Annotated in this window: 14 protein-coding genes; 7 read left to right on the top strand and 7 right to left on the bottom strand. The window is 63.7% G+C overall.

Annotation, left to right across the window (positions count from 1 at the left end):
• The first annotated feature begins 4 nt into the window (after positions 1 to 4).
• The 5 genes from secA2 to L8U58_RS03285 all read left to right on the top strand — a co-directional run bounded on the left by secA2 (position 5) and on the right by L8U58_RS03285 (position 4,795).
• On the top strand, positions 5 to 2,320 hold the full coding sequence (secA2, locus tag L8U58_RS03305) for an accessory Sec system translocase SecA2 (RefSeq protein WP_269954677.1): 2,316 nt from the start codon (positions 5 to 7) through the stop codon (positions 2,318 to 2,320).
• Positions 2,321 to 2,391: 71 nt separating this feature from the next.
• Positions 2,392 to 2,826, top strand: a complete 435-nt coding sequence (odhI, locus tag L8U58_RS03300; RefSeq protein WP_005294594.1) for an oxoglutarate dehydrogenase inhibitor Odhl — start codon at positions 2,392 to 2,394, stop codon at positions 2,824 to 2,826.
• A gap of 6 nt (positions 2,827 to 2,832) precedes the next feature.
• Complete coding sequence (gene ftsR / locus L8U58_RS03295) at positions 2,833 to 3,570, top strand: transcriptional regulator FtsR (RefSeq protein WP_034981904.1); 738 nt, start codon at positions 2,833 to 2,835, stop codon at positions 3,568 to 3,570.
• A complete protein-coding gene (locus tag L8U58_RS03290; protein WP_034967728.1) occupies positions 3,563 to 4,156 on the top strand; it encodes a hypothetical protein in 594 nt (197 codons plus the stop codon). The genes ftsR and L8U58_RS03290 overlap by 8 nt, the downstream gene beginning before the upstream one ends.
• 126 nt (positions 4,157 to 4,282) lie before the next feature.
• A complete protein-coding gene (locus tag L8U58_RS03285; protein WP_034967731.1) occupies positions 4,283 to 4,795 on the top strand; it encodes a MerR family transcriptional regulator in 513 nt (170 codons plus the stop codon).
• A 2-nt stretch (positions 4,796 to 4,797) separates the two neighbouring features.
• On the opposite strand, the gene L8U58_RS03280 is transcribed toward L8U58_RS03285, so the two are convergent.
• The 6 genes from L8U58_RS03280 to gndA are packed head-to-tail and all read right to left on the bottom strand — an operon-like array spanning position 4,798 to position 11,136.
• Complete coding sequence (locus L8U58_RS03280) at positions 4,798 to 5,301, bottom strand: hypothetical protein (RefSeq protein WP_034974303.1); 504 nt, start codon at positions 5,299 to 5,301, stop codon at positions 4,798 to 4,800.
• Positions 5,302 to 5,324: 23 nt separating this feature from the next.
• Positions 5,325 to 6,164 carry a hypothetical protein gene (locus L8U58_RS03275; RefSeq protein ID WP_034976591.1) on the bottom strand — a complete coding sequence of 280 codons (840 nt, stop codon included), beginning with the start codon at positions 6,162 to 6,164 and terminating at the stop codon, positions 5,325 to 5,327.
• Positions 6,157 to 7,200, bottom strand: a complete 1,044-nt coding sequence (locus L8U58_RS03270) for a hemolysin family protein (protein ID WP_034974306.1) — start codon at positions 7,198 to 7,200, stop codon at positions 6,157 to 6,159. The genes L8U58_RS03275 and L8U58_RS03270 overlap by 8 nt, the downstream gene beginning before the upstream one ends.
• On the bottom strand, positions 7,200 to 8,525 hold the full coding sequence (locus L8U58_RS03265; RefSeq protein WP_034981911.1) for a hemolysin family protein: 1,326 nt from the start codon (positions 8,523 to 8,525) through the stop codon (positions 7,200 to 7,202). The genes L8U58_RS03270 and L8U58_RS03265 overlap by 1 nt, the downstream gene beginning before the upstream one ends.
• Before the next feature lie 16 nt (positions 8,526 to 8,541).
• Entirely contained in the window at positions 8,542 to 9,690 is a 1,149-nt protein-coding gene (locus L8U58_RS03260; protein WP_187402391.1) for a DEAD/DEAH box helicase, read from the bottom strand.
• Entirely contained in the window at positions 9,691 to 11,136 is a 1,446-nt protein-coding gene (gene gndA / locus L8U58_RS03255; RefSeq protein ID WP_034993922.1) for an NADP-dependent phosphogluconate dehydrogenase, read from the bottom strand.
• A 44-nt stretch (positions 11,137 to 11,180) separates the two neighbouring features.
• On the opposite strand from gndA, the gene L8U58_RS03250 reads away from it, so the two are divergent.
• Entirely contained in the window at positions 11,181 to 11,663 is a 483-nt protein-coding gene (locus L8U58_RS03250; RefSeq protein WP_269954676.1) for a PaaI family thioesterase, read from the top strand.
• A gap of 3 nt (positions 11,664 to 11,666) precedes the next feature.
• On the opposite strand, the gene L8U58_RS03245 is transcribed toward L8U58_RS03250, so the two are convergent.
• Positions 11,667 to 13,082, bottom strand: coding sequence for an NAD(P)/FAD-dependent oxidoreductase (locus L8U58_RS03245; RefSeq protein WP_034974313.1), 1,416 nt, complete (start codon positions 13,080 to 13,082; stop codon positions 11,667 to 11,669).
• Positions 13,083 to 13,263: 181 nt separating this feature from the next.
• Between L8U58_RS03245 and L8U58_RS03240 the strand changes: the two genes are divergently transcribed.
• On the top strand, positions 13,264 to 14,496 hold the full coding sequence (locus tag L8U58_RS03240) for a class I SAM-dependent methyltransferase (protein ID WP_269954675.1): 1,233 nt from the start codon (positions 13,264 to 13,266) through the stop codon (positions 14,494 to 14,496).
• Positions 14,497 to 14,540: the final 44 nt, after the last annotated feature.

The raw sequence follows: 14,540 nt of genomic DNA, 5'->3' as shown, positions 1-14,540 counted from the left end.
ATTCATGGCATTTGACTGGTTCTGGAAGGCAATGGGATCTTCCCCGAAGAAGAATCAGAAGAAAAGCCGGGCCGTGGTCGCTCAGGCCGACTCGTCGCGCTACTCGGGGCTAAGCGATGAGGAGCTTCGCGACGCCGCCTCGGACGTCGTCACCAAACAATCCACTAGCGAGGATGGCCACCATTTCGGCGGGCAGGTAGACGACGCTCCAGCGTTGCTGGGCATTCTCCGCGAGGTAGCCAGCCGCACCCTGAACATGGAGCCCTTCGACGTGCAGATGCAGGGTACCTACCGCCTGCTGCACGGCGACGTGGTGGAGATGGCCACCGGTGAGGGCAAGACCCTGGCCGGCGCGATGGCCGCCGTGGGCTTCGCGCTGCAGGGCAAGCGCGTACACGTCATCACGGTGAACAGCTACCTGGCCGGTCGCGATAACGACTGGATGGGCCCGATGTTCGACTTCTTCGGTCTGTCCCACGGCGCGATCAACGAGGACCTGACCGCGGACCAGCGGCGCGAGGTCTACTCCCGCGACGTAATCTTCGGCGCCATCAACGAGCTTGGCTTTGACGTGCTGCGCGACCAGCTGATTACCCGCCGCTCCGACCAGGTGCGCACCCCGGCAGACGTGGCCGTGATCGACGAGGCAGACTCGGTGATGGTCGACGAGGCCCTGGTGCCGCTGGTCCTGGCCGGTTCCGAGCCAGGCCCCGCGCCCGCAGGTCGCATTACCGACCTGGTCAAGCGGATGGAGGAAGACAAGCACTTCCACATCTCCGAGGATCACCGCAACGTCTTCCTGACCGACGAAGGCTCGGCCTTCGTGGAAAAGCGGCTGGGCGTGGATTCCCTCTACGAGGACGAAGGCGATCTGCTGGTGCAGGTCAACGTTGCCCTGCACGCCGAGCACCTACTGATCCGCGACGTGCACTACATCGTGCGTGAGGGCAAGGTTGCTCTTATTGACGGCTCCCGTGGACGCGTCGCCGAACTGCAGCGCTGGCCCGACGGCCTGCAAGCCGCAGTGGAGGCCAAGGAGGGCCTGGACGTCACCGACGGCGGTCGTATCCTCGACCAGGTCACGATCCAGGCACTGGTCGGCATGTACCCCGAAGTGTGCGGCATGACCGGCACCGCGCTGGCCGCGGGCGACCAGCTGCGCCAGTTCTACAACTTGCAGGTCTCCGTGATCGAGCCGAACGTGCCGAACGTCCGCTTCGACGAGGCTGACCGGGTGTACGTCTCCGCCGCCGAGCGCAACGATGCAGTGGTCAAGCACATCATCGAAATCCAGAAGACCGGCCAGCCGCAGCTGGTGGGAACTCAGGACGTCGCGGAATCCGAAGAACTGGCCGAGGCTTTGCAATCCGCTGGCGTGGAATGCTCCGTGCTGAACGCGAAGAACCACGAGGCCGAAGCGGCCGTCGTCGCCGAGGCAGGCCGTCCGGGCCGAGTGACCGTCTCCACGCAGATGGCCGGACGCGGCACGGACATCAAGCTGGGTGGCACCGACGAAGCGGAGCGCGACGAGGTCGTGGAGACCGGCGGCCTGCATGTCGTCGGCGTGGGGCGCTTCCGTTCCCAGCGCCTGGATAACCAGCTCCGCGGCCGCGCAGGCCGCCAGGGCGACCCGGGCAGCTCTGTGTTCTTTGTCTCCTTGGAAGACGACGTGGTCGCCATCGGCGGAGCAGGGGAGGAGCTGCAGGCTCAGCCTGAGGACGACGGCCTGCTGCCGCAGAAGAAGGTTCTGCAGTTCGTGGACCATTGCCAGCGCGTGACCGAAGGCCAGATGCTGGATATCCACGCCACCACGTGGAAGTACAACAAGCTCATCAAGGATCAGCGCGACATCGTAAACGACCGTCGCGACACCTTGCTGGATACCGCCGCAGCCTGGGATGACTTGAGCTACCACAACGTCGACCGGGCCGCGGAGCTCAAGAAGCAGGGCATCAGCGAGGAAGTACTAGAGCAGGCCGCCCGCGAGATCATGCTTTTCCACCTGGATAACGAGTGGTCGGAGCACCTGGCCTACCTGGACGATGTGCGCGAGTCGATCCACCTGCGCGCCATCGCCCGCGAATCGCCTATCGACGAGTTCCACCGCATGTCTATCGCCGCTTTCGGCGAGTTGGCCGAGCGCGCGGTGGAAAAGGCCCGCCAGACTTTTGACGAGGTCGAGATTACCTCCGAGGGTGCCCAACTGGGCGACCTGGGCCTGCATAAGCCCAGCGCAACGTGGACCTACATGGTGAACGACAACCCGCTGTCCTCCTCCGGGGGGTCTGTGATGGGATCTATCGTTCAGATGTTCCGCTAACTGCTTTAGGGTATTGTTAGACGTATTGTTAAAGCCGAACCGATTAGTTCGAATGAGAGGACTTTAAAGCCATGAGCGATAACACCGGAGTGCCGGAGGCATCTGTCGAGACCACGTCGGTCTTCCGCGCAGACCTTCTAAAGGAGATGGAATCTGGTTCTCAGCACGATGCCTCTCCCGCCGGTGTGGAGGGTCTTCCCGAGGGCTCCGCGCTGCTGGTCGTGAAGCGTGGCCCGAACGCTGGCTCCCGCTTCCTGCTGGATCAGGAGACCACCGCGGCTGGCCGCCACCCCGACAGCGACATCTTCTTGGATGATGTCACCGTTTCCCGCCGTCACGCAGAGTTCCGCCGCAATGGCGACCAGTACGAGGTAGTCGACGTCGGATCCCTGAACGGAACCTACGTTAACCGTGAGCCGAAGAACTCCTCCGTTCTGTCTAACGGCGACGAGATTCAGATCGGCAAGTTCCGCCTGGTGTTCCTGAACGGTTCGAAGGAAGCCTAAAGAAAAGTGAGCGCACAGAGAAGCCACGCTAGCGCTCCCGTCCCTTCCTCCGCCCCAGCCGGTGCGGTTCTTCCCACCTCGTCCATCGGCGACGTGCTGAAGCAGTTGAAGCCGGACTTCCCAGACGTCACCGTCTCGAAGATCCGCTTCCTGGAATCCGAAGGGCTGGTTAGCCCACGCCGTTCGCAGAGCGGCTACCGGCGCTTTTCGCCAGAGGATATTTCGCGGCTGCGTTACATCCTTACCCTGCAGCGGGACGAATACCTGCCGCTGAAGGTTATCCGCCAGCGCCTGGAGGCAATGGATTCCGGCAAGGTCACCCCGGTGACCGCCGCCCGCAAGTCCGCCCCCGGCGCCATTTCCGCCGAACAGATGCGCGCTGCCCAGTCCCGCCGACTGACCCGCGCGGACGTCACGGCGCGTGCCAACGTGCAGGATTCCTTCACCGGCGCACTCATCCGCATGGGGCTGATCACTGCTGACCCGGCCGGGTTCTACTCGGTCGACGACGTGGAGATCGTGCAGATCGCGCAGAATCTGACCGACCACGGGCTGGATAATCGCCACCTGAAGTCGCTGCTGACCATCGCGAACCGCCAGCTGGACATGGTGTCCCGCATCGCCGACCCGCTGGCCCACGGTCGCGACGAGAACGCAAAGCAGCGCTCCGCCGAAACCGCCCGCGAGATGTCCGCGCTGATCATTTCCCTCAACACCGCTCTGGTGAAGGGCAACCTTGGATAACGGCAAAGGCACCGAGGTCGTCTTTCTCGGCCGCGCGGTCGCCAGCGCCCTTGGTTGCGGCAGTCCGGTGGCTGACTGCCTTATCTTTATGACGCCCCAACGCACCCACATCCTGCCGATCTGGGTAGAACCCACGGTGGATCTGGGCGGGCGCCCCACGGATGCCGAGGTACTGGCGAATATCCTCAAAAACGACGAGGCGCGCGACCCCTGGTTTGCCCGCATCGCCACCAACTCCCGCGGTCAGATGACCGCCGGCCTGGTGCTGGAGGAGGGGGAGTCGGAACGCTACATCGACCTCCGTCCTTCCACCCTGGAACCTCTGTGGCACGCGGGTGTGCTCTTCGACGTGCGGGTGGCTCCGGGAGTGGAAAGCGCACTGATCCGCGTGAACCCCGCCTGGGTGGAAGAGCTGGAAGCGAAGCTCAAACAGGTCGACGAGGATGGCGACCAGGTGGACTTCCTCCTCGACTGGGATCCGGCGGAGATGGGCTTCAGCGCCAGCGACAACGCAGACTCCGATTTCCAACAGATGTGGGAGGGCCTGGGTCTATCTAGCGACCTCGACGACTGGTTGAAAGAATGACACGCGTGTTGTTACACGTGTGATTTTTGTGACTCGTGTTAAAGTAATTCTCGGCTAGCGGTTGACTATGTCGCGAACCGGTCTAATCTTTAGAAGAGAATTGAAATTACACCAGGAGTCTTTCCCATGCAGGATGCCCTTTTCGACGTCCATGGCCCCGATGACGAGGTCGGCTACCGAGTGCCGATCGCCTGTCAGGTAGCTGGCATCACTTACCGCCAGCTGGATTACTGGGCACGCACCAAGCTGGTGCAGCCGAGCATCCGCAACGCGGCGGGCTCCGGCTCTCAGCGCCTGTACTCCTTCCGCGACATTCTGGTGCTGAAGATCGTCAAGGGCCTGCTGGATACGGGCATCTCCCTGCAGAACATCCGCAAGGCGGTAGAAAAGCTGGAGAACCTGGGCGTCGACGACCTCGCCGGCATCACCCTTGTCTCCGACGGCCACACCGTCTACGAGTGCCGCTCCTCGGAGGAAGTCATCGACCTCCTCAACGGTGGCCAGGGCGTATTCGGCATCGCTGTCCCGGGTCTGATGAAGGAACTCACCGGCACGATTACTTCCTTCCCCTCTGAGAAGGTCGTCCAGGACGCGGCTATCGACGAGCTCGCCGAGCGCCGCCGTCGCCGCATGGCTTAGACCTAGAACTGCCTTAAGAAAGCTCCCCGCGCCCGCTGATCCAACTCGGGCAGTGCCTTGTCCCGCAACTGTGGGGCCAACACACCATTTTTCTCTTCTCCGATCTCCACCTTGGAGACCGCCAAGGCCTCGTCGGCCTTCTGCCGATCCGCCGGCTGCCACAGCGCGGCGCCCGGCTGACCGCCCTCACCCCACGCCTTGTACGCGGCAATGGCCTCCGCATCCGGTTTCTCTACCGCCTCCGCCTTTAGACAGTGGTCCAACTGGACCTCGTTGGCCTCGTTAAACTCGTCGACCTTCGGTTGCAATCCAGCGGTATCCGCAGCCCACACCTGCACCACGAAATCCCCCTGCGGGCATTCCGGCGCCGTCAGCTGATCCTGGTTGTTGCGCGCCAGCACGATCCACCCGACTACCATCACTGCGATCACAATCACTGCCGCCAGCGCAGCCCAGATCCATCCGGCGATCCGATAGTTCTGCTTCCCGCTTGCGTGACGTGCCACGATTGAATCCTCCCGGTAGTTTTCTATCCAGTGTAGGCCAGCAGTTGCTTGCGCAGGCGCTGCCCGCGATCCATCAGCCCCTTTTGTCGCTGCACGTACTCCGCCCGTCCCGCGGCCGTTTCGATCCGCACGGGCTCGAACCCCCATTCGTGCAGGTCATAGGGCGATGCCTCCATGTCTAGCCGCCGTACGTCGCATGCCAGCTCGAAGCTATCCAGCCATACCTCGCCGGGCACCAGCGGCCCCAGCTTCGTCGCCCATTTGTATAGATCCATGGTGGCGTGCAGGCAGCCCGGCTGTTCCAACTGGGGCTGCGCGTCGCGTGTTGGGGTGTGGGCGTTGCGGGGCGCGGCGGCGTCCGTAAAAAAGCGATAAGCGTCGAAGTGCGTGCACTTCAACTGCGAGGCCTCAACAACCTCGTCGGTACCGGCCGCACCCAGCCGCAAAGGCTCGGGGTGGCGTGGCGTGTCCTTGTAGACCATCGCCCACTCGTGCAGCCCGAAACAGCCGAGCACGGGCGGGTGCCGGTACGTTGCCTCCAGCAGACGCGCGATATAGCGCACCGTCTTGCCCCGCGCTGCCAGGTGCCGCTCCACGTCGAGGGTCCACACATCGCCGCGGCGCACGTAGTGGTCCTTGTAGTGCGGCAGGTCGTCGTTGCCGTCCCACACCACACCCGTATTGACGCCCGGATGCCAGTGGCTCAACTTCCCAGGAGTAGTGGGGTAGTAGGTGAACATGAAATCCCACACCGGGTGCCGTTCTCCCTCCGCGCGACGCTGGCGGTGCCCCTCGGTTAGGCGCTGTACGCGTTCCCGGTGGGCGGCCTGTCTATCGCGCCAGTCGTGCAGTACCTCAGTCATGGGTCCAGTCGCGGACGGTGCCGACGAGCTCCTCGATGATGTCCTCCAGCGTGATCATGCCAATGATCTGGCCATTGGTACCTTCCACCGCGGCTATGTGGCTAGAGGTGCGCCGCATGTTTCGCATGGCAACGTCGAAGCTGGAGCCGGACTTTACCCGCAGCAGCGGGCGAATGTCTGTGGTATCCAGCTGCCCGTTGGGTTCCACCAGATTGTCCAGCACGTCCTTGACGTGGACGTAGCCGATCCACTTGCCGTTCTTGTCGGTGACGGGGAAGCGGGAGTACCCGGTTTCCTGCACCGCCTTCTCCACGGCCGCGACCTGCATGCGCGGGCCTTCCTGCAGGATGCAATGCACGTCGGCGAGGGGAATCAGCACCTCGTCCAGCGTGCGGCGGGAAGATCCCAGCGCCTTGTTCAACCGGGTGGCTTCCTCGGGGGCGATGAGCCCCTCGGAGCGGGAATCCTGGATCATGCTGGCCAGCTCGGACGGGGAGACGGTGGAGTCCAGCTCGTCTTTCTGTTCCACGCCCATCAGCTTCAGCGTCTGGCGAGCGATCCAGTTCAGCAGCTGCATGATCGGGTTCGTGACCTTTACGAACAGCAGGTGCAGGGGCACCACGAACGTCGCCACGGTCTCCGGCCCGGCCAGAGCAATGTTCTTCGGCACCATTTCGCCCAGGATGATGTGCAGCATCGTCACCAGCAGCAGGGAGATCGTGAAGCCGACCGGGTGCAACAACTCCGGCGGCATGCCCAGTGCCTCGAAGGGGGCCTCGATCAGGTGCGCGATCGCGGGTTCGCCGACCTTACCCAGCAGCAGGGAAGCGATGGTGATGCCGAACTGCGCGCCCGCCAGCATGATCGACAGGTGCTCTGCGGCGTACTGCACCCGCTCGGCGCGCTTGTTGCCCGCGGCGATCATGGAATCCAGGCGATCCTTGCGCGAGGAAATCAGTGCGAACTCCACCGCCACGAAGTACCCGTTGAGTGCCAGCAGGAAGACGGCGAGAACTATGGCCCAAATGTCACTCATTAGTTTGCCTCTTCCTCGGTCAGCGGTCGCAGCAGGACTCTATCCACGCGGCGGTTATCCATCTCCTTGACCGTGGCGCGCCAGCCGTCGGGCAGCAGCACCTCGTCACCTTCGGCGGGGATGCGACCCAGCGTGGCCATGATCAACCCGCCGAGCGTGTCATAGTCGCCTTCTGGCGCGGTGTATCCCACTGCATCCGGCAGTTCGTCGGTGCGCACCAGCCCGGAAACCTCCCAGCTGGTGCCCGCCTTGCGGACCTCCTTGTCCTCTTCCGCGTCGTCGTGCTCGTCCCACACCTCGCCCAGGATCTCCTCGACCACGTCTTCGATGGTCACGATTCCGGCGGTGCCGCCGTATTCGTCCACAACCATCACCAGCTGTGAGCCCGCGGCCCGCACCCGGTTCAGCACGTCATCGCCACTCAAGGAATCCGGCACCGAGGGCACGGCCTTCATCAATTTATCCAGCGTGGTGGTGGGGCGTGCCTCGTGGGAAATGGTCAGCGCGTCCTTTACGTGCACCACGCCCGCGGTATCGTCCAGATCGCCGCGCGTCACGGGGAAGCGCGAGTGGCCAGTCTCTAACGCCAGCTCGATCAGATCCTGCGCGGTGTCCTCGACAGTCAGAGATTCGACGGTCGAACGGGGTGTCATCACATCCTCTGCTGAGGCGTCACTAAACCGCAGCGACAGGTCCAGAATCCGCGCCTTCGACTCAGTGAATCCACCGTTGCCCGTTGAGTTACGCACCAGCGCCGATAGTTCTTCGGCCGATCGTGCGGACGCCAACTCGTCCGCCGGCTCAATCCCCAGCCTCCGCACAATCGCGTTGGCCATCGCGTTCATCCCGTTGATGAACCACTTCAGCGCCACGTTGAAGGCCCACACCGGCCGGATTGTCGTCCGAGCGGTATCCAGCGGATTGGTGATCGCCAGGTTCTTCGGTACCAGCTCGCCGAAGACCATCGACAGCACCGTCGCCACGATCAGTGACAGCACCAGCGCGATAGGCATTGCGACGGCTTCGCTCAGCCCTATTAGCTCCAGCAGCGGGTTGAAGAATTTCGCCAGGATCGGCTCCGCCAGATAGCCGGTGGCCAAGGTGGTGATCGTGATGCCCAGCTGCGCCCCGGACAGCAGGAAGGACAGCTGCCCGTGCGCCCTTTGCACCAGCTTCGCAGTGCCGTCGCCCTTGGTGCGGGCGTGCTCGTCGATGGTGGAGCGCTCCAGCCCCGTCATCGCGAACTCCACGGCCACGAACAGACCCGTAGCGCCCGTCAGCAGCACAAATAGCACTAGCCCGATTATGGAAAGCAGTATTTCCACTTGAGTAATTCGACTCCTAAATCTTCTTCAACTCGGCGATCAACTGTGAACCCGGCAGCACGGTGGGGTGCACGCCCGCCTTGGCCATCATTTTCTCGGTGGCTTGCTGTGTATCGGCGAAGGTCAGCGTGACCACCGTGCCACTGGCCCCGGCGCGCGCCGTGCGCCCGGCCCGGTGGACGTACGCCTTGTGTTCCGCGGGCGGATCGATGTGTACGACCAGCTCCACGCCCTTCACATCGATCCCGCGGGCGGCAATGTCGGTTGCCACCAGCACGGAGTTCTTGCCTTCCGTGAAGCCATCCAGCGCCGACTGGCGCGTATTCTGCCCCTTGTTTCCGTGGATTCCCACGGCGGGCACGCCCGCGCGCACCAGCTTCTTTACCTGCCGGTCCACTGCGTACTTGGTGCGCATGAACATTACAGTCCGCTTGCGCAGTTTTCCAATCTTCACGATCAGCTCGTTGCGTTCCTCGCGGCTGCTCACCACACCCAGCAGGTGGTTCATCGTGTCCACGCTAGCGGTGGCTTCACCCGTAGAGTGCGTCACCGGATCGCGCATGTACTTGTCCACCAGCACCTGCACATCGCCGTCGAGTGTGGCGGAAAACAGCAGGTGCTGAGCTTGCTTCGGCATGCGATCCAGCAGCTTCGTCACCTGCGGCAGAAAGCCCATGTCGGCCATCTGGTCGGCCTCGTCGATGGCCACGACCTTCACGTCGGAAAAGTCCAGCATCCCCTGGCCCAGCAGGTCCAGCGCGCGCCCCGGCGTAGCCACCAGAATGTCGACCGGCCGCGCCAGCGCCGTAACGTTGCGCTGAATCTTCACCCCGCCGACGACCTCCAGCAGCCGCTGACCTGCTGCGTTAGCGATCGGATCCAGCCGCGAGCGCACCTGCGTCGCCAGCTCTCTGGTCGGCACCAGCACCACGCCACGCGGCTTTTTTGGTTTGGACGCCCCCCGCCTCAACAACTGAATCATCGGCAGCCCGAACGTGAATGTCTTGCCGGAACCTGTCGGTCCTCGGCCCAGAACGTCGCGCCCCTCGACGGCCGCGGGGATGGCGGCCGCCTGAATCGGGAAGGGCTTGGTTATCCCCTCGGCGGAAAGCTCCTTGGTGATGCAGTCATCCAGTCCAAGCTTTCCGAACTCTGATCGGGACAATTACGCCTCGACCTCGCTGCGATCTCCGGACCACAGAGTGTGGAAGGAGCCCTCGCGGTCGGTGCGGCGGTAGGTGTGGGCGCCGAAGTAGTCGCGCTGCCCCTGGATCAGGGCTGCCGGCAAACGCTCTGCACGCAGCGAGTCGTAGTAGGACAGGGAAGAGGCGAATACCGGAACCGGCTGGCCCAGCTGGGTAGCCAGGATAACCACGCGGCGCCAGGAGTCGATCAGACCGCCCAGCTCGCCCTTGAAGTACGGGTCCAGCAGCAGGGAGGGCAGCTCCGCGTTGGCGTCATAGGCCTCGCGGATTCGGTTCAGGAACTTCGCGCGGATGATGCATCCGCCGCGCCAGATGGTGGCCAGGTCGCGGGGATCGACGTCCCACTTGTGCTCGTCGGAACCAGCCTTGATCTCGTCGAAGCCCTGCGCGTAGGCCACCAACTTGGAGGCGTACAGTGCCCGGCGGACGTCCTCGATGAACTCCTCCTTCGGCACGTCCAGGGTGGAAAGCTCGCCGCTAGGCAGGTTGCCGATGGTGGCGTCGCGCTGCTCGCGGGCGCCGGACAGTGCACGGGCGAATACGGCCTCACCGATACCGGTGGTGGGGATGCCCAGGTCCAGCGCCGCCTTCACAGTCCAGCGACCGGTGCCCTTCTGGCCCGCGGAGTCAACGATCACGTCGACGAGCGGCTTGCCGGTCTTCTCATCCACCTGGGAGAGCACCTCGGCGGTGATCTCGATCAGGTAGGAATCCAGGTCGCCCTCGTTCCAGGTCTTAAAGACTTCGGCGATCTCCGCTGGCTCCATGCCCGCGCCGTAGCGCAGCAGCTGGTAGGCCTCGCCGATGACCTGCATGTCTGCGTACTCGATGCCGTTGTGCACCATCTTCACAAAGTGCCCCGCTCCGTCGGGGCCAATGTGGGTCACGCACGGGGTGCCGTCGACCTTCGCGGCCACTGACTCCAGCAGCGGGCCCAGAGCCTCCCAGGATTCCGCCGGTCCACCGGGCATAATCGCCGGGCCATTCAGCGCGCCCTCTTCGCCACCGGAGATGCCGGCGCCGACAAAGTTCAGGCCACGCTCGGACATCTCAGCTTCACGGCGAATCGTGTCGGTGTACAGCGCATTACCGCCGTCGATGATGATGTCGCCCTCGTCCATTTCCTCGGCGAGCTGGGAGATGACGGCGTCCGTACCAGCACCTGCCTGCACCATAATGAGCGCGCGACGGGGCCGCTCCAGCGACTTAACGAAATCGGCGATCGTCTCCGAGGGAACGAAGTTGCCGGTCTCGCCGAAGTCCTCCATGAACTTCTCGGTCTTCGCGGTGGTGCGGTTGTAGACGGCCACGGTGTGACCGTTGTTGGCAAAGTTCCGGGCGATGTTGGAGCCCATGACGGCCAGGCCAACAACACCGATTTGGGCGGTTCCTTCAGCAGTAGTCATGGTTTTACATCTTACAGGGCGATGTCTTGGTTAGGCTTAGGCGCATGTCCAATATTTTCATTGAACTAAGCCGTGTTGCCGCAGAACGCGAACTCACTACTGAGGAGATCTCCACCCTCAACGAGCTGCTGGCTCAGCACCCCACCCTCGACCGCACCCTGGGCGTGCAGTACCGCGCCGTCGGGCCGAACAAGCTGGAGCTTGCCCTCGAAATCACAGAAGATCACCTGCAGCCCTGGGGCGTGACCAACGGCGGCGTGTACGCCAGCCTGGGGGAGACCGCCGGCTCTATGGCCAGCTTCGTTGCTGCAGGCGCCGGTCCGGCCGTTGTCGGCACCTCGAACCAGACGCACTTCCTGCGTCCATCGGTCAAGGGGGACACCATCATCGCCACCGCCGAGGCCGAGCACATCGGGCGCACCACCCACCTGTTCCGCATCGAGCACAAGAATGAAAAAACCGGCAAACGCTGCGCCCTGACTTTCCTCAAGACGCAGGTTGTGCCGGATATGCAGCCCAAAAAGTAGGGGCTAGTCGGATACCGCGCGGGTATCGCGGCCCTCGCCGAAGCGCAGGTTATCGCGCACCTCGATGGAGCGGATTTCTTCCTTATCCTCCAGGTCGCGCAGCTTGCGCAGTGCGTTGCGGGCGTGCAGCTGCTGGCGGGTAGCCACCAGCTGCCAGCGGCGACGGGATACGGAGTTCAGGCCCCAGCTGAACGCGGCGACTGCGCGGTTGCGGAAGCCAACCATGTACAGCAGATGCAGCACCAGCCACATGACCCAGCCCAGGAATCCGGAGACCTCGGCCTTGTTCATCTTCACCACCGCGTTGAAGCGGGAGACGATGGCCATGGAGCCCTTGTCGAAGTAGCTGAACGGCACGCGACCCTCGTGGGAGGTGCCGTTGTTGATCTCATCCAGGATGGTCTTGGCCGCGTACTGGCCACCCTGCATAGCGACCTGGGCCACGCCGGGCAAACCGTCCTTGCTCATCATGTCGCCGACGATGAAGATGTTGTGGTGATCGCCCAGGGTCAGGTCGGCGTTCACCGGCACGCGGCCCGCGCGGTCGACCTCGATGCCAGCCTGCTCCGCCACGTGCTTGCCCAGCGGGGAAGCGGCCACACCTGCAGACCAAATCTTGGCGTAGGAGGGCACGAAGAACTCTTCGTCGGTCTTCATGTCCTTGTAGCGCACGCCCTCCTTGGAAACGTCGGTCACCAGGGAGTTCAGGATGATGTCCACGCCCAGGTCCTCCAGGCGGCGGGCGGCCTTGCGGCCCAGACGCTTGCCGAACGGAGCCAGCACCTGCGAGCCGCCGTCGATCAGCAGGATGCGCGTGTCCTCGGTGTCGATCTCACGGAACTCGTCGCGCAGGGTGCGGTGGGACATCTCGGCCAGCTGACCCGCCAGCTCCACGCCGGTGGGGCCAGCGCCCACGACGACGAAGGTCAGCAGACGCTCGCGCTCGACCGGATCGTTGGTGATCTCGGCGCGCTCGAAGGCGCCGGTCACGCGGGCGCGGATCTCCAGTGCGTCGTCGACGGACTTCATGCCCGGCGCGAACTCTGCGAACTGCTCGTTGCCGAAGTAGGACTGGCCGGCACCAGCTGCCAGGATCAGCGAGTCGTACTTCAGTACGGCATCTTTGCCGCCCAGGTCGGCGGTCACGGTCTGCTCGGCGATGTCCACGTTGCGTACTTCGCCCTTCACCACGCGGACGTTGTCCTGGTCCGCGAGGATCTGGCGGATGGACGGGGCGATCTCGCCCTCCGAGAGGATGCCGGTCGCAACCTGGTACAGCAGCGGCTGGAACAGGTGGTGGTTCGTCCGGTCGACGATGGTGACCTGGACGTTCTCGTTCTTGAACTTCTTCGCCGCAAAGAGGCCGCCGAAGCCCGCGCCGATGATGACGACGTGGTGGCGGTTGGTTTTGCTGGTCATGTAGTTGCTTCTCTCCTCAATGATGGTTGTTATCCGGCACTATCCTAATTGTTTCCTGCGTAGCGTTCACACCGAGAGCCCCCGGATCTGAAATTTTCCTTATCTTTCGGTTGTGCCTCGGAAGTTTGGTGTGGTTTTCCTAGTAACTTCGGGGGGAGTCACAGCGCATAAGGAGGGCAGGATGACGTCGCCGTACATCGACGAGGAGCGCTGGCCGCACCTCGTTGCCACCCCGCACGCTCGCTTCATGAGCCGCCGCGCTGAAGGTGTCACCTCGCGCCTCGAGTCGTTGCTGTCTTCTCGCGGTATTGGTCTGGACGCCGGCTCGGTGCCGCACATGGTCGTTCGGGATGGCCAGGTGATCGATCGGGTGGTCGCTGAGGGGTGGTTGGGCCTTGCGGAGGGTTACATGGCCGGGGAATGGAACGCCGAGCCCCTCCCGGAGATCCTGGGAATCCTGCTTGCCCAGCCTTTCGAAGGCAAGGTGGGGGAGTTTTTCGCACGCCGCTCGCCGAAGCGCCGCGGTCCACTGCCGGGGGAGCTGCCGGAGGCTCTTGTCGAGCTCTACGCGGGCGCGTCGCGTGCCACTGGCGCAGCCCAGTTCAGTAGCGCCTCCCGCACCAGTGCCCACGATCAGGGGATCGACTTCACCTGGTTCGGTGACCCGGATCCGGTGGAGCGCTTGGACCTCGACGATGCCCAGCGTCGCCGCATCAACACGATGCTTGACGAGGCGGAGGTTGGCCCCGGCGATCGCGTACTGGAGATGCCCTCTTCGGGCGGGCAGCTGGCTGTGCAGGCCGCCCGCCGCGGCGCCCGGGTGGACGTGTTGACCAGCGATGAGGAACACGCCGAGGCCGTCCGCGCCCGTGTCCATTCCGCCGGAGTCGGGGGAGCGGTCAATGTGGAACTCATACCCGGCCCCGTGCCCTCGCCCCGCCAGTGGTCGGGCCGCTACGAGGCCATCTTTTCCGTCGAACGCATGGAGACCCTGGGGCTCGGTGGGCTGAGCCACTACCTCAAAGCCGTCGACCGCATGCTGTCTGACGACGGCCTGGCCGTCATTCAGTCGATCGTGGCCACCGAGGAGATGCGCGAGACCGCCCGGGAATCCCTCGACGTGATGCGCGCCTACGTCTGGCCCGCCCTGGAGTACCCAACCGTCGGCCAGGTTCGTGAAGCCGCCGCCGAGAACACCCAACTGCGCGTGATTGCCGAGAACAACCTCAGCACCCACCTGCGCGCGACGTTGCCCCTGTGGCGCGCCAACTTCCTGTCCCGCGAACGCCAGGCCGCAGCTGCCGGATTCGACCCGGTTTTCCGCCGACTCTGGGACTATCAGCTAGCTCTCCACGAGGCCCTGGCCACCGCCGATGACATCGGGTGTGTCCAATTCGTTCTCGCCCCTAAATAGTTTTGCGATTTCCCCGCGGGGGTCGCCAGATAGTTTTAGCGTAA

Source organism: Corynebacterium macclintockiae, from assembly GCF_027570165.1.
GTDB classification, from domain to species: domain Bacteria; phylum Actinomycetota; class Actinomycetes; order Mycobacteriales; family Mycobacteriaceae; genus Corynebacterium; species Corynebacterium macclintockiae.
The sequence above is the reverse complement of the archived record's forward strand: the minus strand, read 5'-3'. Positions and strand labels throughout refer to the sequence as shown.

What these genes read in the sequence shown, in the direction of transcription:
- secA2 (WP_269954677.1), top strand. Translation starts at nt 5, where the DNA reads ATGGCATTTGACTGGTTCTGGAAGGCAATGGGATCTTCCCCGAAGAAG.
- odhI (WP_005294594.1), top strand. Translation starts at nt 2,392, where the DNA reads ATGAGCGATAACACCGGAGTGCCGGAGGCATCTGTCGAGACCACGTCG.
- L8U58_RS03285 (WP_034967731.1), top strand. Translation starts at nt 4,283, where the DNA reads ATGCAGGATGCCCTTTTCGACGTCCATGGCCCCGATGACGAGGTCGGC.
- L8U58_RS03275 (WP_034976591.1), bottom strand. Translation starts at nt 6,164, where the DNA reads ATGACTGAGGTACTGCACGACTGGCGCGATAGACAGGCCGCCCACCGG.
- L8U58_RS03270 (WP_034974306.1), bottom strand. Translation starts at nt 7,200, where the DNA reads ATGAGTGACATTTGGGCCATAGTTCTCGCCGTCTTCCTGCTGGCACTC.
- gndA (WP_034993922.1), bottom strand. Translation starts at nt 11,136, where the DNA reads ATGACTACTGCTGAAGGAACCGCCCAAATCGGTGTTGTTGGCCTGGCC.
- L8U58_RS03250 (WP_269954676.1), top strand. Translation starts at nt 11,181, where the DNA reads ATGTCCAATATTTTCATTGAACTAAGCCGTGTTGCCGCAGAACGCGAA.
- L8U58_RS03245 (WP_034974313.1), bottom strand. Translation starts at nt 13,082, where the DNA reads ATGACCAGCAAAACCAACCGCCACCACGTCGTCATCATCGGCGCGGGC.
- L8U58_RS03240 (WP_269954675.1), top strand. Translation starts at nt 13,264, where the DNA reads ATGACGTCGCCGTACATCGACGAGGAGCGCTGGCCGCACCTCGTTGCC.